Raw genomic sequence first — 19,771 nt, forward strand, 5'->3', positions numbered from 1 at the left:
CACTGTAACAGATTTCAAAAAACACACTCTTATATTAAAACGATTAGTACAAACAAAAATACAGCTATGAAAAGAATTGTTATAAGTGGTCTTATGCTTTGTGCGGGGATGGTTTCTCAGGCGCAATCAATTGACAAGATCATCACAGTCAAAAAAGTTACCGAGGTAGAAACGATACTTGCTGCAGATGATATGCAAGGGCGTGCAACTTTTACTAAAGGAATCGATAAGGCTTCTGGTTATATCGAAAACCAATTTAAAATGATAGGTTTAGAGACTTTTAACGGTGCCAAAGATTTCCGCCAAGAGTTCGAAATGACCGAATCCAAAACTAAAAGTCTGAACGTTCAAATTAACGGAAAGACTATTGAGCAAGACGATATGATTGCTTTTTCATATCAGCCGGAGGCCTCTTTTACAGAAGACAGTCCTATTGCTGTGGTGAATATTAGAGCTGGAGACTCTTTTGGACCGAAGTTTTATGAGTATTACCAGAGTGATAAAAACCTACTGGTTCTTGTAGACAACTCGTTTAAGCGAGTGATGCCAAATTTGCGACACATGAATCAAGTGGCGGCAACTCCTGGGAAAAATACGGTAGTTTTTGTGTTTGGTCCTAGTGAAGCAGCACATTTTAAAATTGATGTAAAAAACACCGTTAGCACAAACAAATTAAACAATGTTGTAGGTGTTTTGAAAGGGAAGAGTAAACCAAATGAATATGTGATTTTCTCAGGACATTATGATCATTTAGGAATTGAATCCGTTGCGGCGGATGCCAACCAAAACGAAACAGATTCTATTTACAACGGTGCCAATGATGATGCTGCAGGAACGACTGCGGTAATTATGCTCGCTGACTATTTTAAGAAAATGAATAAAAACGAACGCTCGATAATTTTTACTGCTTTTACAGCGGAGGAAATAGGTGGCTATGGTTCAAAGCATTTTTCGAAACAGATGGATGCGGCACAAGTAACAGCGATGTTTAATCTCGAAATGATAGGAACAGAATCTAAATGGGGAAAAAACTCAGCGTACATCACGGGATTTGATAAGTCAAATATGGGCGAAATTTTACAGAAGAATTTAAAAGGTTCGCAGTTTCAATTTCATCCAGATCCGTATCCAGACCAACAATTGTTCTACAGATCAGACAATGCTACACTAGCGAAATTAGGAGTGCCTGCACATACAATTTCGACTTCTAAAATGGATAGTGAAGCAAATTACCATAAAGCGAGTGATGAGATAGGAACGTTAGATATGAACAACATGACCGAAATTATCAAAGCGATTGCAATTAGTTCTTCGACTATTATTAGTGGTGAAGATACGCCTACAAGAGTAGATACGACGCAATTGAGATAAGCGTAGATTTCGCTCAAAGCGCAAAAAATATTTCAGGGAAACCATTTAAGAAATAAGAAATTAAGTCAGTTACTTAATCCATCTTGTTTTTTAAATGGTTTCTTTTTTCGATAAAAATGCAAGACAAAGAGTTTTACATTTCGATAAGCAATACTTCAAAATTTTCCTTTGCAGCTTCGCAAATAGAACAACAGTAGGATTCAGCTAAATCTTGAAAAAGGGTGCCTGCTGCTATGTTTTGTGTAAGATCACCATATTTAGCGTTGTAGATAGTAAGGCAATCTTGGCATTGATATACTTCTTGCATTTCGTTCTCTTGAACGCTAGTTTCTATGTTTCTCGATGGAGTTTCACTTCCTAATTCTTCAAAATATTTTTTACTTAGTTCGATTAAAATAGTAGGCAACTCTAATTTATCCACATCTTGAACATGCACCTGATACTTTCTTGTATTGGGATCAAAATTGCGAGCATACAAAACATTGTAAGTGTCTCTAATTTTTATCGATTGTAAATCTTGTGGTAAACTGTTTTTTTCTACGACAATCGAAGTAAAATAATGGCCGTCTCGATTGTAATTAGAAATTCCAAACGTAAGTCCGTAAGTACTTATATCAAACTGATCTAATGTTCGCACCAATAAAGTCTTCAATTCCAGTGCCCATTGCTCTGCCACGGGGAGATGCCAATTCAATTCTAATAAAGAGTGACGAATATTGATTCCTTTCTTACCCAAAAATTTTTCCCAGTCTAATTTTCGGTCTTTCGGAATCCCTTTTATCACAAAGGATTTCCAAGGAGTGATGCTGATTTTTCCAATCTTGCATTCGAAGCACAAATCACACATTTCTTTTAAAAACTCCAAATCATACAAGTTGTTTCTCCAGTACAATCCCAACCAATATTGGTCGATTCCCAGTCGATTCATACCTTCATAGTATGGAAAAGGATGAAACGGAATTTGCAATGATTTGTCGATGGTTCGGTTATTAGTATCTAGAGTTTCACTGACAATATTGAATATTTTGCTGATTCCTATCGCCTCGTTAGCAACTAACTTTTCGATGTAATAATAAATGGTAGCAATGTCCCAACTGTAAATTAACGCGGGATAGACTTCCATGCGTTCCCAACCCGGCAACCGAATGTACATAAACCAATAATCATCATGTTCAGAAGCGATAAAATTAATATGTCCCGTGAATAAAGGAACAAGCTGTTGTCTAGGGTCTGTGATGTTGACTTTCAGCTTAGGTTGTTCTTGAAACTGCTCTAAAACATAGAGAAATTTGTTTCCAGTAAGCCAAGAGGTATTGGTAAAAATATCTGTAGAAACATAAGAGGAAACGATATTATTAACTGCAAAACTATCCGGGAAAATAAATTTGTGAGCGCTATTTTTTACATCACTATTTTCAATAAAAGCCTCGGGAAAAATAATGTCTTGTCTCGATCCAAAAGAGAGGTTTTTTAAATTTTGATCTAAAGCTAGGTTTACAATATCACGCAATTCTCCCGGTGAAATCACGCCTCCTTTTACTATTAATCTCGTTAGCTTCATCTTTTCTGGTGTTATGTTTTTTTAGTATTTATTCTCAGTTTGCAGTGTTCAGTTTACTGTTTCGGCTTGTAGTTTTCAGTCTCAGCCATTAGATTCTGTTTTCTTAGATTGAATTGACTAGGATTGATGTATCTCATCTTTTTATTTGCATTTTGCTAACAGCTCTTTTACTTCAGTTTTGCAACTTCCGCAGCCTAATCCTGCACCGGTGCTGTTGCAGAGTTCGGTGAAATCAATGGTTCCTGATTTGATGGCGTCTTCGATGTTTCCGCTTCCTACTTGGCTGCAGGAGCATACTAGTCGTCCTGAAACTGCTTTTGCAGTAGCGCGTCCTCGCAATAATAAATCTCTCTTATCGGCGAGTTCGATTTTGCTTTCGATCATTGTTTTAAATTCTGCAAATTCATTTTTGTCACCCATTAATATGGCACCTACAAGCAAATCGTCTTTAACAATGCATTTTTTATAGTAGCGCTTTTTTAAATCGGCAAATACGATTTCTTCATAGGAATCATCATTGTGAGGAACCGTAACCTGACCAATACTGCAGAGATTGATATCCTCAAGTTTTAGAATATTCATCAATACTGATCCATTATAGCTGCTGTTCACATCTCCGCTAAGATAATTTGCCAGTAATCCCGCTTGCTCTTCTGCAGCTGAGGTGATTCCGAAAAGTTGGTTGTTAAATTCTGCGATTTCTCCAATGGCAAAAATATTTGGTATCGAAGACTGTAAATACTGATTCACTTTGATTCCACGACCACAAGCAAGCCCCGCCTCTTTTGCAATTTCGATATTAGGAATCGTCCCAATAGTATACACAATAGCATTAGCAGTCAAAACCCGCCCACTTTTCAGGCTGATCTCGAGTTCGTTTTTATTGCTGTCAAAAACAGTACTCACTTCATTATCAAAGTAGATTTGGATATCCCTGAGTTGCACTTCTTCGGCAAGTAGTTTGCTAGATATTCGATCTAATTGACGCTCCATCAATCGTGAGGCACGCTGAATTATTGTGATGTTTACCTTTTTATGTTTTAAAGCAGCTGCTAATTCAAGTCCGAGTAAACCACCACCTACAATGACCACATGTTGCTCTGTGGGTGCTAAGCCAGTTTGCTCTAAGTGATATTTGAGTTGGTCAGCGTCCTCTTTTTTTCGAATGGTAAAACGCCCCGCTAGATGCAACTGAGCATTCTCAGGCACAAATGACCGACTACCCGTAGCCAAAATCAATTGATCGTAGCTGTGTGCAATTCCGTTACTGTCTATGATTGTATTTTCAGTAGCCTTAATAGCGTCTATACCAATAGCTGTTTTTAAAGTAACATTTAGTTTTTTAAGCTCTACAGCATTAATTTTTGAGAGTTGCTCCCAACTGCGTTCTTCGGTTAGATATTCAGGAAGTAAAACGCGGTTGTAAAAAGGGTTTTCTTCTTTCGAAAAAACGACAATTTCGTCAGCTGTATTTAGTTCACGATAATTTTGTATAAATCTAAAAGCTGCAGCGCCCGCACCCACGATTGCAATTTTACTTTTTGGTTTCACATATTTAGTCACAGCGACCAAGGTAAATTTAAAATCAGGTTCCTTAGAAACGGGGTCTACAATAGTATTGGTCAAATTATTGGCTCTGCTTAAATCGGTATTTAGTTGCCTGCCCCAGTGCATCGGTAAAAATACTACGCCTTCTTTAATGGTGGTGGTGATATTTGCTTTAACGCGTACAAGGCCATTTTTGCTTGTAATTTCGACTAAATCACCTTCTTTTATTCCTTTTTTATAGGCATCAATGGGGTTAATTTCCAAAAAAGGTGTTGGCTTGTGGGTCATTAATCGAGACACTTTTCCAGTCTTGGTCATGGTGTGCCATTGATCCCGAATGCGTCCTGTGGTTAAAATAAAGGGAAATTCATCATTTGGTTCTCCAGAAGTGTTTTCAATAGCTGCAGGCACAGTAAAATTGGCTCTTTGCGAAGGCGTAAAGAATTTTTTATCTTCAAATAGGCGCGGAGTTCCAGGATGGCGGTAGTCAGAAACGGGCCATTGAAACGTTCCTTCATTTTTTAAGCGGTCATAATTCAAGAATGAAATATCCATGTTGGTGTCACGTGTCATGCGGCAATATTCCTTGTAGATTTCTTCTGTTGAGTTATAATCAAAACCAGAGAATTTCATCTTTTTAGCAAATCGCAGTAAAATATCGACATCTGCTAGTGCTTCTCCTGGTGGATTAATTCCCTTGGCTAAGTAGGAAATCCTTCTTTCAGAGTTGGTCATGGTCCCTTCTTTTTCTAACCACCCTGCAGCAGGTAACAATAAATCAGCATACTTCGTAGTTTCGGCTTTGTGCGAAATATCTTGAACTACTACAAATTTGGCTTTCGCCAAAGCGGCCTCAGCTTTTCGTGCATCTGGCAAACTCACTAGTGGGTTGGTACAAATAATCCAGATTGCTTTCATTTTTCCAGAATCTAGCGCTTCAAACATTTCTGTAGCTGTCAATCCAGGATTGGGTGAGATGCTGTCTACTCCCCAAAAATCAGCAACTTCTTGGCGGTGTTCTGGGTTGGCTAAATCTTTGTGAACAGCAAGTAAATTAGCCATACCACCCACTTCACGACCACCCATCGCATTGGGTTGTCCCGTTAATGAAAACGGTCCCGAACCCGGTTTGCCCACATGACCGGTAAGTAATGATAAGTTGATCAGCGCAGTGTTTTTATCGACTCCAATTGCGCTTTGATTTAATCCCATCGCCCATAGCGTCATAAAGCCTTCCGCTTTACCAATTAAATCAACCGCTTGTTCTATTTGAATCATGGGAATACCACAAACTTTTGCGGCATTTTCGATCGAAGTGGCCATGATGATCGCTTTGTATGCCTCGTAGTTTTGCGTGTGATTTTTTATAAAATGGCTATCGTTGTAACCTTTTTCGATAATTCTTTTGGCTAAAGCATGGTATAAAAGAACATCGGTTCCGGGTGTGATTTGTAAATGAAGATCGGCAGTTGCCGCAGTATCTGTCTTTCTGGGATCAATAACAATGACCTTTACTTTCTTATTTTTTTCTCTGTGATTTTCTAATCTTCGAAATAAAATAGGATGACACCAGGCAGGATTTGCGCCTGTAATCAAAAAAGTATCGGCAAGTTCGATGTCGTCGTAGGAAATAGGAACGGCATCTTCACCAAATGCTTTTTTATATCCCACCACCGCCGAACTCATGCAGAGACGGGAGTTTGTGTCAATGTTATTTGTTTTCAAGAAACCTTTAACCAACTTATTTGCGATGTAATACTCCTCAGTGAGACATTGTCCTGAAACGTAAAAACCCACACTGTCTGGACCGTATTTTTTTATAATAGAAGAAAATACAGCAGCAGCTCGGTCCATTGCTGTATCCCAATCGACACGCTGTAAAGGTTGGGATTTACTCCAACGCATTTCAGGATACAAAATTCGATCCGAAGTATCATTAGCAACGTAATGTAGATTCATTCCCTTAGAACAAAGCATTCCTTTGTTCACAGGATGATTTTCATCACCACGAACACTCACGTAGTTTTTTGCATCGGTAGTGGCAATAATACCACAACCTACACCACAATACGAACAAGTTGTTTTAGTTTCTGTGCTTTGCATTTTTTCAATTCTTAAGGGTTGATGAAATCATGTTTGAAATTTGACTTCAATTCTGTGCTTATTCAAAAGTAAGTATTTATACGTAATAATTGACGTGATGCTTTTGTATAGTACGGTCTTTTATCGTTTTCAAGATTTGTTCGAAAAATATTATTGTATTCTCATTTTAGCATGGTGATAAGCAATTTTTGTCAATGAGTAAAGCGTTCAATTTATTTCGAACTGAAGATTTTTGGATTGATGTTTACCATAATCCAGCACCAATTATTGGTTTTAGAATCTGGTGCTGATTTCAATCTTTCTAATGTTTTAGTAGCAAAGAACTGAGAATAGCCAGCTTGAACGAGAATGTCTTTTTGCACTTTAAAAGAGGTTGTAAAATCAATTTCAGAGCCTAAGTTGCTATTCATTTTGGTACTGCTTTCGTCAAGCACTTTGGCTGCAGCATGGAACAAATGCGGACTCAATGCAAACTGCCATTTTTGAGCATTGTAACTAAGTTTGAGATACGCATCTTTTAAACCTACGTTATTGATGTGATTGCCAACATAGAAATAATCCATCAAGCCATTAAAGGCATGGTTGGTACCAAAAAGAGGTGTAAAAGAGCGTAATTTAGAATTACTATCATCCTGATCCTTACCAGATAGATATTCATAACCTATAGTTGCTTGTAAGTTATTTGTTAGTTTGTAGTTGAAGTTAATAGCTGCATTTAAAGCATTGAGCGTATTACCATTGCTCTTTCCTGTTTGTTGATAAAGACTAAGGTCAGTGTTCCATTTAGTTTTTTTATAAGTAATGAAAGTTCCGAATGTTTGTTTGTAATCGAGCTTAATATCGTTTGCTGCATCACTGTACTCATAAGCAGTATTCAAGAACAGAAGGCTCATATTGAGATTATTTCTTGCAAAATTATAATGTGCATACTGCATATTCTTATAGGTGGTAGTATAAGCAACGGCGGGTGCCACTAGATTTTCAGCGCTAGCATTCAAAGCAAATCCGATGTCTAGGTTAGTGTTTTTATTTTCGAATTTTACAACTGCTGCATCATGACTTTGGCCTTGTTGCAACCAATCTATCGCTCCAAAAATACGCTGATTATCATAAGAGATGATTTGGCGGCCTAAACGCGCACTCCATTTACTATCGAACGCATATTGTGCCCACGCTTCATAAACTTGGATTCCGTTTTTATCGTTAGTTGCTATTGTCGGCACTTCGCCCCATGTACGTATATTTTGAAGACTTAATTTTGTTACCAGATTTTCTTTCTTAAAATTTATATTGAGTCGGCTTCTTTGCGAAATAAAAGAAGTGGGACTCTCGTTTTCCTTTAATAAATTTTTATATCCGTTGCGGTATTCAAATCGAGGTCGCAATTGAATGTCTGCGTCAAATTCTTGAGAATAGGCGATACAGCCAAGAAGAAAAAACAAGCTAGAAAGTAATTTTTGCGGACTCATAATTATCATTTTTTAAAATATTAATATTAAGTAAAAATACTTATTAAATTTTAAGTAATTATACTTAATTGTATTTTTAAGAATATGATAATTAGAAAGGGAAATTATAAAGTGTCGGTAATTTTTAAGAGGCTACATTATTATATTCAAATTGTAGCTGCTTTATTAAAATAAAAAAAGCCCTCTTTTAATTAAATAAAAGAGGGCTTAATTGTATAAGTGATAGTTTTACTGCAGTAAATCATATAATTTGTTCATATCATCAAATAACGGAATATCGTGATCACTAAAATGTCCTTCAGATCCGTGAGGGGCATAACCGTAAACAGCAAATCCACCTGCGATTGCTGCTTGAACTCCCACCGGACTGTCTTCGATTACAACGCAGTCTTTCGGTTCAAAACCCATTGTTTTTGCTGCGTGCAAATATAGCTGTGGATCTGGTTTCCAACTATTAATATCATAAGCACTGAAAATATTGCCTTCAAATTGCTCTAAAAGATGTGTAGTTTCTAAGTTGAGACGTATTTTATCTGCAGGACCGTTTGAAGCAACGCAAAAAGGTACTTTTAATTTATTTATTAATTGAGGGACTCCAGCTACTGGTTGGAGATTAGATTTGAAAGCTTTAAATGATCGCATTCTAAAATCTTCCTCAAAGTTGATTGGTATTTTTTTGTCAGTCAAACTTTGGATGTATTCGAAACAAAATTCCAATGACTTACCAAGAAAAAGACGCATTGCCTCTTCCTCTTGAAGCGGAATATCTAATTCCTGTGCCATGCTAACGAGTGTTCCAATAGAGATTTTTTCGCTATCAACAAGTACGCCATCGCAGTCAAATAATATGCATTTGTATTTCATAATTGTAAATAATTTGGATAAGGATTAAATGCAATTCTGCACTTTTAAAATTGGATTAATTAAAGTAATTCCAGCAGTTCTAAAGGAGTATTAATTATGGTCTTTGCTCCGTTTTCTTGCAACTCCGTTACAGGTCTAAAACCCCATGAAACTCCTACGGCATGCATGTTTGCATTAGTTGCAGTTTGCATGTCAACACCGCTATCTCCCACATATAAAATTTGCGAAACAGGAATGTTTAAGTCGCTGCTTATTTGGATTGCAGTTGCTGGATTGGGTTTTTTTAGTTCCTCTGTGGTTAATCCAATAACAATTTTGAAATAGTCAGGAAATAATTTTTGGACTACTTTTTTTGTAAGAACATCTGCCTTATTGGATAGTATTGCTATTATAATTTCCTTCTCTTTCAAAGTGTCGAGTAGTTCGTTGACTCCTCCGTATGCCTTTGTTTTATTCACACAATTTTCGCTGTAAACAGTCATCAATTCTTCAAAGCAACGGTTAACTTCATTTGCATTATTGTGCTGTTGTGGAATTGCTTTGGAAACTAGATTGAGTAATCCGTGACCTATAAAGTAATTGTATGCAGCATAATCGTGCGTAGGATAATGGCTGTTTTTTAATACAGTATTCATTGCATCGGCAATGTCTTCTAAAGAGTTTACTAAGGTACCATCAAGGTCAAAAATTACTGCTTTATAATTCATAATATAATTTTATATCGCTTCACAAAGATGTTGTAGCGTTTTATTTTTATAGTTGTCTTACAAAGTTAGCCAATTGCTTTTCATTGCTCTTGTAAATAGTTTGTTTTATCACTTTTTTAAGAGATGGGATATTGATTTTATTATCGAATAGTAATTAAAAATCCGAGTGCCTAGCCCTGATAGTAGCGGCATCTCCTGCTTTGTAAGTTATGGCGTTAGCCAGAATTTACAAAGTAGGAATACAGCGGATAGCAGGAAAGTGCTCCTGATAAAAATTATTTATTTTGTTTCTATCTGTTTGGATAAGTTGGGTTGTGTGTTGTTCATCATTTTAGTGATGGTGTGGTGCATCCAGATTAGGCATACTGCAGATAATAGTAGTACGAAGATCCATGAACTTGACCAGAAACCGGTGAACGTGAGTAAATAACTAAAGATAATTGGGCAAAAAAAGCCACCGAGTCCGCCCAGTAATCCCACCATTCCGCCAACGACGCCTACTTCGTTTGGGAAATAATCAGGGATGTGTTTGTAAACGGCAGCTTTACCAATTCCCCACGAAATTCCGATGAGCACGACTAGCAATAAATAAATCCACATATTTGCGTCAAATTTTATCGAAGTGATGCCTTGTGCTAGTAATTCTTTTTTTGCGACTTGTTGATTTTGAGTCACTATTATTTTCTGCCAAGAGCTTTTTGTTGGAAAAATGTTATTGGATGTTTGCTGTGTTTTCTTTTCAGTTATAGGGAAATTATTTTGGTCCACTTGTATGTTATTTGCAGTAATTGCAGTTACTATTCCTGCTTTCTTTGCCATGATTCCAGCTCCTGCAGTAATGATTTCCATTTTAGGAATCATTAATAGTGCACTTAAAATTACTGACGAACTCAAAACCCAATACATTACTTTTCGGGCACCAAATTTATCTGATAAGTAACCTCCAAAAGCTCTAATTACTCCAGAAGGTAAACTAAATAAAGTAGCAAACATACCACCCATAACCAGACTGGTTTGGTAGACATTCATGAAGTTGGGTAATAGCCATTGTGAGTAAGCCACAAAACATCCAAAGACAAGAAAATAGTAGATTCCGAAACGCCAAACTCGAGCGCTTTTTAAGGTCGAAAGCATTTGTGGCAGTGTTCTCGTTTGTTTTTCAACGACTTTGTTTTGGGCGAATATGATAAATAGTATTCCGATAATTAGTAGTGAAAAACCATAAAGGACCGGTAGAATTTTCCAGCCATTTTGTAAATCGCCTACAGAGAAATGATTCAATAGGGAAGGAGCTACAAAGGTAGTGATAGCGGCTCCGGCGTTTCCCATTCCGAAAATTCCTAAAGCGCGACCCTGCCATTCTTTAGGATACCATGCTGAGGTGTAACCTATTCCCACTGCAAAACTAGTTCCTACGAGTCCGAAGAAAAAACTCAAAATGGCAAACATGATAAAGCTGTCTGCAAATGGTAATAGAAATAGTGGAATCGAACATAAGATTAACAAAGTTGAGAACACTACTTTACCTCCTAATTTATCAGTCAAAATCCCCACAGGCAATCGCATTAGTGATCCTGTTAAAATAGGGATTCCTAATAGCCAGCCCACCTGAACCATAGTCCAATTAAAGATGCCGTTGTCTACTAAGAAGGTTACTAATACACCGTTTAATGTCCAACATGCAAAGCAAATTGTAAAAGCAAGGGTGTTTAAAAATAAAATTTTGTGAGATTGTTTTAAGGATTTTTCGCTTTTCATAGTACATATTTTTAACAAATATAAGTACCATGCGAAACAATACGTATTAAAATTAAGTATTTATACTTAATTTGTCTACGTTTTGCGAAATTGCTTTTTTGTTTAATTCCCTTTATTAATTCATCAAAAATCAGCCACTTTTTTTATTAAGTTGTATTATAGCATTTACTAAGATGCTAGATCAAAGCGTGTTCCTTTGCTTTATTAGCCAATTCAATCAAGTTTTTCACTTCTAATTTTTTCATTAAATTGAAGCGGTGAACTTCGGCTGTTCTTTTACTAATTGATAATGCTTCTGCGATTTCCTTGTTTCCTTTTCCTGAAAGTAAATGCGTCAAAATTTCTTTCTCACGTTTAGTAATTAATAGACTTTCAGCTAACACGGGTTTAGGTTGATGAGCCGTCGTAGATGTGTTAGTTAGCTGGTTAATTAAAATATTTGAAATATCTCCACTAAAATATTTACCTCCATTTGCTACGGTATTCACAGCTTTTAAGAATTCTTCTTTGCTAGAACCTTTCAGTAAATAACCATCGGCACCTGCTTTGATAGATTTCAGAACATATTCTTCAGAGTCATGCATAGAAAGCATAACGATCTTAATATTGTTATTTTGACTACGTAGTTTTTCGACCACTTCAATTCCAGTCATATTTGGCATTCTAATATCTAGAATAACCAAATCAGGAGTAGCGTCAGCGATAAATTGTAAGGCTTCTAAACCATCGACTGCTTCGGCAACGACTTCTATGTTTTTTTCGTTTTCCAACAAAGATTTGATTCCGTCTCTAACAAAAACATGATCATCGGCCAACAATACTCGAATAGGATTCTCCATAATTTACTTACTTTATAAACGAAATAGTTAAGTATATCTAACTACAATAAGTTGCTAATATACGTAATAATTAAAAATTTAAAAAGTCGAATATTAAATAGGAATATTAAAGGTGATGCGAGTGCCTTCACCGGGGATGGAGTTAATAAATACGCGTCCGTTGATGTATTGAATTCTTTCTTTCATGAATAACAAACCCATACCAGACTCGCTATTGCGTTTTGCCTCCACTTGAGTCACATCAAAGCCTTTACCGTTGTCATCGATTATAATACTTAGTATCGAATTGCTATGCGAAAGTTGCACTGCAATATCAATTGATTCAGCATATTTAATAGCGTTGTTTACCGCCTCCTGAGTCAAGCGATAACAGTTGATTTCGATTAAAGAATCTAATCGTTTATCAAAATTAGTTTTATTGTAGAAAACGATGTTTTTACCAGTTAGCTTCCCTAGCTCAGTGGTTAGTTTACTCAGTGAAGCTGCGATTCCGTAGTCGCTTAATTCTGGCGGCATCAAGTTGAAAGTCGCCGTTCGTACCCCTTTTATAATGTCTAGAGAGAGCTTTTTTAAATAGGTTATTTTCTGTTCTGTTTTGTCCTTGTCGTTGACATCGATACTTTCTAAACTAAATTTTAGACCAGTTAGCATTTGGCCTATCCCGTCATGAATTTCTCGCGCAATTCGATTCTGCTCGTGCTCTTGATTTTCAACGATTTTACTCGAAATTGTTTTTTGTTGGTTTAACTTGTCTGCAATTTGTGCCTTATTCAGGCGCTCGACTTCTTGCTCTGCTTTTTTACGTTCCGTAATGTCAAAGCAAATCACTAGCAATTCAGAATTTCCTTTTTTAATTGTTACAGGAACAATAGAAAGGTCTAGCCAAACGACAACATCATTTTTAGTAGTCGTTTTTAGTTCGCCGTGCCAACTCGATCTGTGTTTGTCTTTAATTAAATGATCGATATATGCTTGCTCTTGTGATAATGAGCTAAGCGCTTGCGAAAACTTATCTTCTGCTGAAAGCATATTGTATTGCAATAGTTTACAAAATTGCTCTCCCATGTGAATTATTTTTCCGTCAGGAGTCAAGCGACAGTAAAGTAAGCTGTTTTCTAAAGCATAGTTTAGGGATTTCAATTCTTTAACCGAATCCTCTTTTATCTCACTTAACACCTCTGTATCATAAGCCAACTTGATTGCCTTTTTTTCTGAAGAAAGTAATTTGGCAATGAGTATCTCGATTCGTTGGGTTGTGGGCTTGAAAATAAAAAGAAATTCTAGTAATAATAAAAAGAGGGTGAAACTGAGAATACCATATTCAGTATTGCGTTGCAGTCGCACTTTTTCTAAAGCTTCTTTTTCATATTGACCTACAATTTGGTTCATTTTCGAAAGAAAAGCACTTTCGTTATCCAAAATTGTAGAGACGTTTTTAGACTGAATGACGTTGTTCTTACTAGATATCAAATCAGTTGTAGCAACTACAATTGCATCAAAATGAGGTTGGATTTGGCTATATAAGCTTTCGATTTTGAGACTGTTCTCTTTAGGAAAGTGAAGATCATCGTCGCCGTTTTTTAAAGCAAAATGAGTGTTTTTCCAGGTTGAATATGTGGCAGTAATTTTTTGAAGTTCGCTGTTTTTTTTAGTGCTATCTGTAGTAGTTGTATAGACTAGAATTTCTTTGACTAACTTTTGACTAAGCATGCGTTGCTTACCAGAAATATTAATTAATCGAGAATCGTGTAACTGGCTTTTTAAGTTGGATTGAATAAGTAACTGACTTAAAAGCACTGTAATCGCAATGGTAACCAAAGCGAATAGGTACATTCGCTTTAATTTTTTGAAATTTAAGTTAGCAGTGGTTGGCTGGTCTTTGATACTCATTTAAAACTTATTAAGCTCCAATAGCTTCTTTAATGAGCTGAAGATTTTCAACAGAGTAGGGTAATTTTAAAGCATATTGATGTCCTTTCTCTGACATTTTATTCCAAGTTTTTAAAATGATATTTTTCATCTTTTCTCTATCGTGCTTTTGCACAAATGGGTCAAGATAAAATTCTAAAAAAACTAAGCATATTACATCCTCAAGTAATTGCGTTCCAGCATCTTTTTTTAATTGCTTTTTTTCGATAAGAAAAGTAACTCTGGCGATAAATTCAGCATCGTATCCTACCTTTTCTAAAATATCGGCAGTAGTTTTAGCATGAAATTTTTTCAAATCTTCTCGCCATTTTAAATAGCCCACACGATCCATTGGGTAGCTATCACGAGCAATTTTCCATCTGCAAATGTGCTGTGCTTTTGAAGCAATTTTTACTTCTTCAGGTGCATCTGGTTCAAAATTCATCAGTTTTTCAAACATTCGATCAGAGTATAAGAGCTCTTTAGGAAAACTAACAGATTGGTATAGTTCGATATTGGGATCTAATGCATTTTCTGCATCTATAAGTTCGCAAGCGGTATTAAAAGCTGTGTTTGTCATTTGGAAAGGTATATTACCAAAGGTACATATTTAATATTTTTAAAAGTAATCTTAAAGAAAGGTTTTGATTAAAAACTATAGCAAATTACTGACCGATAGTGACTCAACTGATCTCGAAAATATTGGCTAGAAATAGTTTCATATAGCCTTTAATTTCGAAAATTAATTCAGGTACGATTGTATTTTTTTATTCGATAAAACCCACTAAAACTTCATCATTGATAATCTTTACAGGGTAAGTGGCAATGCTGTATTCTTCACCATTTAAGTTGGTTCCATCAATCAATGAGAAGGTTTTTTTATGCATAGGACAAGCAATTTTTGGAACATCATCTGCAGATCCCGTCATTCCTCTAGATAAAACCATTTCTAATTTATGCGGACAAGCATTTTGGCAAGCGTACCACTCATTTCTTCTTTCGAAATTAAAAATGGCAATTTGCTTGTCTTTGTATTTAATACAACCTCCTCGATTGCTAGGGAAATCCTTAACTGTGCCCGCTTTGAACCAAACGGTAACATCGGCGGCCAAAACAGTTGTGTACTTATCTAATATGTTTTCCATGATTTTGTTATTAAACTTTTGAATTTACTTATTTTATCAGCTTTGATTATCAATTCCAAGGTTTTGGCATTTTTTGATCACGCATGGGAACATATTCCACGTTATCATCTTTATCACTTGAATTTACAAAGTGATTAAAACGCTCTAACAATCTTGGTTTTTCAATAACTTGTTTCCACTCACATTCAAAGGTTCCAACTAATGTTTCCATTTCGGTTTCTAGCGCTTCACAAATATTGATACGATCATGAATAATGACTTCTTTCAAATAGTCCATTCCGCCTTCTAATTTATCCAACCATGTTGCTGTACGTACTAATGGACCTGCAGTTCTAATGTAATACATCAAAAATCTGTCTAAGTATTTTATCACAGTAGCTTTGTCAATTTGTTCTGCTAATAAAACGGCATGTTTAGGAGTGGCACCACCATTCCCGCAGATGTACAAATTCCAGCCGCCTTCTACAGCAATTAACCCAAAATCTTTACCTCTAGCTTCGGCACATTCTCGAATACAAGCAGACACGCCACCTTTTATCTTGTGCGGAGAACGAATTCCTTTGTAACGATTCTCTAATTCGATAGCAAAACTTACACTGTCATCCATACCGTAACGACACCAGGCATTACCCACACAACTTTTTACGGCTCGCAGTGACTTACCATAAGCGTGGCCACTTTCAAAGCCATTATCGATTAATATTTTCCATATTTTAGGAAGATCGCTCAAATGTGCACCAAATAAATCAACACGTTGTGCGCCAGTAATTTTGGTGTATAAATCAAATTGTTTTGCCACTTCCCCAATGACTATTAGCTTTTCGGCAGTGATTTCTCCAGCTGCAATTCTAGGCACTACAGAATAAGTTCCGTTACGCTGTATATTCCCTAAAAAACGATCGTTTGTGTCTTGTGTAGTGACATGCTTGTTAGCGGTATCATTATAAATACTCGAAAAAATCGAGGCAATTATAGGTTTGCATATTTCGCAACCGTCACCTTTACCGTGATGATCAACTACTTCATAGAAATTAGTATATTTATTTATTTTTACGATGTCAAATAGTTCTTGGCGCGTGTACTGAAAATGTTCGCATAGTGATTCTTTTACCTCTTTACCTATCGATTTTTGTGCTTCTTTTACTAAGTCAACGACCATTGGTTTACAGCCTCCACAACCTGATGTCGCCTTAGTGGTTTTCACCACATCAGATAAAGTTTCGCAAGTTCCATCGGTAATCGAGCAACAAATTGTTCCCTTTGTTACATTTTCACAAGAACAGATAACGGCAGTGTCTGGTAAATCCATGACGCTACCCATCGTCGAACTTTCACCAGATCGCGAACCTAAAATAAGATCAGAAGGATCCTGTGGCAAAGCCAAAGCGTTACTGTATATCTGGAATAAGCCGTTGTAGTCGCTTGAATCACCAACGAGTATTCCGCCAAAAAGTGTTTTTCCATCCTTGCTTACGTTGATTCTTTTGTAAATGCCACTAAATTTATTTTCGAATACAATAGCGGTAACATTATCATTTTCTAAAAAAGGATTGCCAAAGCTAGCTACTTCAACACCAATTAATTTAAGTTGCGTTGACATGTCGATGGACTCGCGCATTGTTTTATTGCCTTGCATAATTTGCTCAGCAGCAACATCAGCCATTTCGTAACCTGGAGCTACGAGTCCGTAAATCATTTGGTTGTATAATGCGACCTCACCGATGGCGTAGATAAAAGGATCAGAGGTTTGCATTTTATTATTAACGGTTATTCCTCCACGTACACCCACCTCAAGTCCGCATAATCGACCGAGTTCGTCGCGAGGTTTTATCCCTGCTGATATTACTAGCATATCAACCTTTAATAATTCATCTTCGGCAAACATCATTCCTGTAATCTGCGTCTCTCCCGCGATATATTGGGTTGCTTTATTGAGATGAATCCCTATGTTAAGTTCTTCGATTTTTGATTGCAACATATCGCTAGCACCTTTATCAAGTTGTCTAGGCATTAAGCGGGGAGCAAACTCCACAACATGTGGGTTCAATCCAAGGTCACGGACAGCTTTGGCTGCTTCTAAACCTAATAATCCACCACCAAGAACAGCGGCTTCAGTAGCACCATTTTGTTTGATTTTTTTGGCATAAGCCATAATAGCATCAAGGTCTTCGATTGTTCTATAAACAAAAACGCCTTCTTTTTCGACACCTACAATCGGAGGTACAAAAGCAGAAGATCCGGTTGCCAAAACGATGTAATCGTATGAATAAGATTTTTCATGATGCGTGTGTACTGTTTTAGTCTCTCGATTAATATCAGTAATTAATTCTGAAGTTTTTAATATAACATTATTTTCGTCGTACCATTCTAGCGTCGACATCGACAAATCATCGGCTGATTTACCCGTGAAGTATTCACTTAAATGGACACGATCATAAGCGCGTCTAGGTTCTTCACCAAATACCGTAATTTGATATTTTTCTTGTCCTAGTTTCGAAATAAACTTTTCGCAAAATTTGAAACCTACCATGCCGTTACCGACTACTATTATATTAATCATACTAAAAGAATTAAGTATTACGTATCAAATATAAGTATAAGTACTTAATTTTAATACTTAATTTATAGTTTCGAAAATTAATTAGAGTATCCGTAAAATGAAGAGTTGAAAATAGTGTATTGGTAAAAATTGATGTGAATTATGACAAAATCGAAATCTACAAAGAAGAAGTGAGGCGGTTCAGAAGCTATTTTGGGTTAATAGAAGAGATAGCAGAATGGTAAGGACCGTAAATTCGCAAATTGTAATTTTACAGAAGTTTGCCTTGACCATAATAGATCTGAAACAACCGCAAATTCGCAAATTATACAGAATACTTAATTTTGAGATAAATGTTTTGTTATCTAATAGTATAATTGAAGAATAGTCAGGACCCTTATTTTTTCGTTCAAAACTTGAAATTTTGAATATAAAAAAAATAATTTGTGAATTTGCGGTAAAATCTTTTGAATTTGTTTTAGTCCGCAAATTCGCTAATTATACTGATGCTTAATTTTGCGATAAATGTTTTGTTATCTAGTAGTATAATTGAAGCAGGGTTGAAGCCTAGATTTTTAGGCACAAAAAAATAATTTGCGAATTTGCGGTAAATTACTTTAAGCTGTTTATCAAATTGTATGAGACCATACATTCGTAAATTATACTGATAGTTAGTTTTGCATTAAGTGTTTTATTATATAGTAGTATAATTGGAGCAGGGTCGAAGCCTGGATTTTAAAGTACAAAAAAAATAATTTGCGAATTTGCGGTAAATTTCTTTTTAGCACCTTCGAGTCAAGATATTTAGTAATCGCAAATTCACAAATTAAAAAGCTAAGTAGTTTGCAATTTTCTTGCTAACTCTTACTATGATTTTATCGACTAAAATTACGTATTAGTTGTAAAATATTTTTTTCTAAACCAGAAAGCAACATTCACCAAAGCTATTAGAGCTGGAACTTCAACTAGTGGGCCTATGACTCCTGCAAAAGCTTGTCCGCTGTTGATTCCAAATACACCTATTGCCACTGCGATGGCGAGTTCAAAGTTATTTCCTGTAGCTGTAAATGCGATTGCTGTACTCTTAGAATAATCAGCACCAAAGTATTTCCCAATGAAAAAGCTTACTACAAACATAATCGTAAAGTAAATCACAAGCGGGATCGCTATTCGAACCACATCTAATGGAATTTGGACAATCAATTCTCCTTTTAAACTGAACATCAAGACAATTGTAAATAGTAGTGATATCAAAGTAATGGGGGAAATAAAGGGAACATATTTGTTTTCGAACCAATGGCTTCCTTTCCATGCGATTAATGCGTATCTACTGATAATTCCTAGAGCGAAGGGGATTCCTAAATAAATACCCACGCTCTCAGCAATTTGTCCGATACTAATATTCACCTCAAAACCAGAATAACCAAAATAGGGTGGAAGTACGGTAATAAATAGATAAGCGTAAACGCTGTAAAGCAGTACTTGAAAGATGCTGTTTAGTGCGATTAAACCTGCTGCGTATTCTCGGTCTCCATCTGCTAAGTCATTCCACACTACAACCATGGCAATGCAACGAGCAAGACCAATCAAAATCACACCAATCATGTATTCGGGATAGCCATTTAAGAAAACTAAGGCTAGAAAAAACATTAAAATGGGACCAATTATCCAATTGAGTATTAGCGAAGCACCCAATACTTTTGTATTTCGAAATACTTGACCCATTTGCTCGTATTTAACTTTGGCAAGTGGTGGGTACATCATCAAAATTAAACCAATAGCCAATGGAATATTGGTTGTGCCGCTAGAAAAGGAATTGATAAAATTACCGCTTGAAGGAATGAAATATCCTATAGCAACACCTACAGCCATAGCTAGAAAAATCCACAGTGTTAAGTAACTGTCAAGAAAGGAAAGCTTTTTGCGATTTGCAACGGGAGCACAATTATTTGCCGACAT

At 36.2% G+C, this 19,771-nt stretch carries 13 protein-coding genes; 1 reads left to right on the plus strand and 12 read right to left on the minus strand.

Annotation, left to right across the window (positions count from 1 at the left end):
• Positions 1 to 66 precede the first annotated feature (66 nt).
• A complete protein-coding gene (locus H603_RS0107430; protein ID WP_026707989.1) occupies positions 67 to 1,371 on the plus strand; it encodes a M28 family peptidase in 1,305 nt (434 codons plus the stop codon).
• A gap of 133 nt (positions 1,372 to 1,504) precedes the next feature.
• On the opposite strand, the gene H603_RS0107435 is transcribed toward H603_RS0107430, so the two are convergent.
• From H603_RS0107435 to arsB, 12 genes are all read right to left on the minus strand, one after another.
• Positions 1,505 to 2,932 (minus strand): rubredoxin, encoded by a 1,428-nt coding sequence (locus H603_RS0107435; RefSeq protein ID WP_026707990.1) that lies wholly within the window; start codon positions 2,930 to 2,932, stop codon positions 1,505 to 1,507.
• Between the two features lie 141 nt (positions 2,933 to 3,073).
• Positions 3,074 to 6,583 (minus strand): nitrate reductase, encoded by a 3,510-nt coding sequence (locus tag H603_RS0107440; RefSeq protein WP_026707991.1) that lies wholly within the window; start codon positions 6,581 to 6,583, stop codon positions 3,074 to 3,076.
• A 212-nt stretch (positions 6,584 to 6,795) separates the two neighbouring features.
• Entirely contained in the window at positions 6,796 to 8,052 is a 1,257-nt protein-coding gene (locus H603_RS0107445; protein ID WP_026707992.1) for an alginate export family protein, read from the minus strand.
• A gap of 228 nt (positions 8,053 to 8,280) precedes the next feature.
• Positions 8,281 to 8,916 (minus strand): HAD family hydrolase, encoded by a 636-nt coding sequence (locus H603_RS0107450; RefSeq protein ID WP_084157728.1) that lies wholly within the window; start codon positions 8,914 to 8,916, stop codon positions 8,281 to 8,283.
• A gap of 59 nt (positions 8,917 to 8,975) precedes the next feature.
• Positions 8,976 to 9,623: an HAD family hydrolase gene (locus H603_RS0107455; RefSeq protein WP_026707994.1), complete on the minus strand. Its 648-nt coding sequence runs from the start codon at positions 9,621 to 9,623 to the stop codon at positions 8,976 to 8,978.
• A gap of 279 nt (positions 9,624 to 9,902) precedes the next feature.
• Positions 9,903 to 11,381: an MFS transporter gene (locus H603_RS0107460; protein ID WP_026707995.1), complete on the minus strand. Its 1,479-nt coding sequence runs from the start codon at positions 11,379 to 11,381 to the stop codon at positions 9,903 to 9,905.
• Between the two features lie 176 nt (positions 11,382 to 11,557).
• Positions 11,558 to 12,220 (minus strand): response regulator transcription factor, encoded by a 663-nt coding sequence (locus H603_RS0107465; protein ID WP_026707996.1) that lies wholly within the window; start codon positions 12,218 to 12,220, stop codon positions 11,558 to 11,560.
• A gap of 93 nt (positions 12,221 to 12,313) precedes the next feature.
• Positions 12,314 to 14,110 carry a sensor histidine kinase gene (locus H603_RS0107470; protein WP_026707997.1) on the minus strand — a complete coding sequence of 599 codons (1,797 nt, stop codon included), beginning with the start codon at positions 14,108 to 14,110 and terminating at the stop codon, positions 12,314 to 12,316.
• Positions 14,111 to 14,120: 10 nt separating this feature from the next.
• Positions 14,121 to 14,708, minus strand: a complete 588-nt coding sequence (locus H603_RS0107475; protein ID WP_026707998.1) for a DUF4202 domain-containing protein — start codon at positions 14,706 to 14,708, stop codon at positions 14,121 to 14,123.
• Between the two features lie 187 nt (positions 14,709 to 14,895).
• A complete protein-coding gene (gene nirD, locus H603_RS0107480) occupies positions 14,896 to 15,273 on the minus strand; it encodes a nitrite reductase small subunit NirD (RefSeq protein WP_026707999.1) in 378 nt (125 codons plus the stop codon).
• 49 nt (positions 15,274 to 15,322) lie between these two features.
• A complete protein-coding gene (gene nirB, locus H603_RS0107485) occupies positions 15,323 to 17,833 on the minus strand; it encodes a nitrite reductase large subunit NirB (protein WP_026708000.1) in 2,511 nt (836 codons plus the stop codon).
• An 867-nt stretch (positions 17,834 to 18,700) separates the two neighbouring features.
• A complete protein-coding gene (arsB, locus tag H603_RS0107495; protein ID WP_026708001.1) occupies positions 18,701 to 19,771 on the minus strand; it encodes an ACR3 family arsenite efflux transporter in 1,071 nt (356 codons plus the stop codon).

This window comes from Flavobacterium frigidarium DSM 17623 (genome assembly GCF_000425505.1).
In the GTDB taxonomy this organism is placed as follows: Bacteria; Bacteroidota; Bacteroidia; order Flavobacteriales; family Flavobacteriaceae; genus Flavobacterium; species Flavobacterium frigidarium.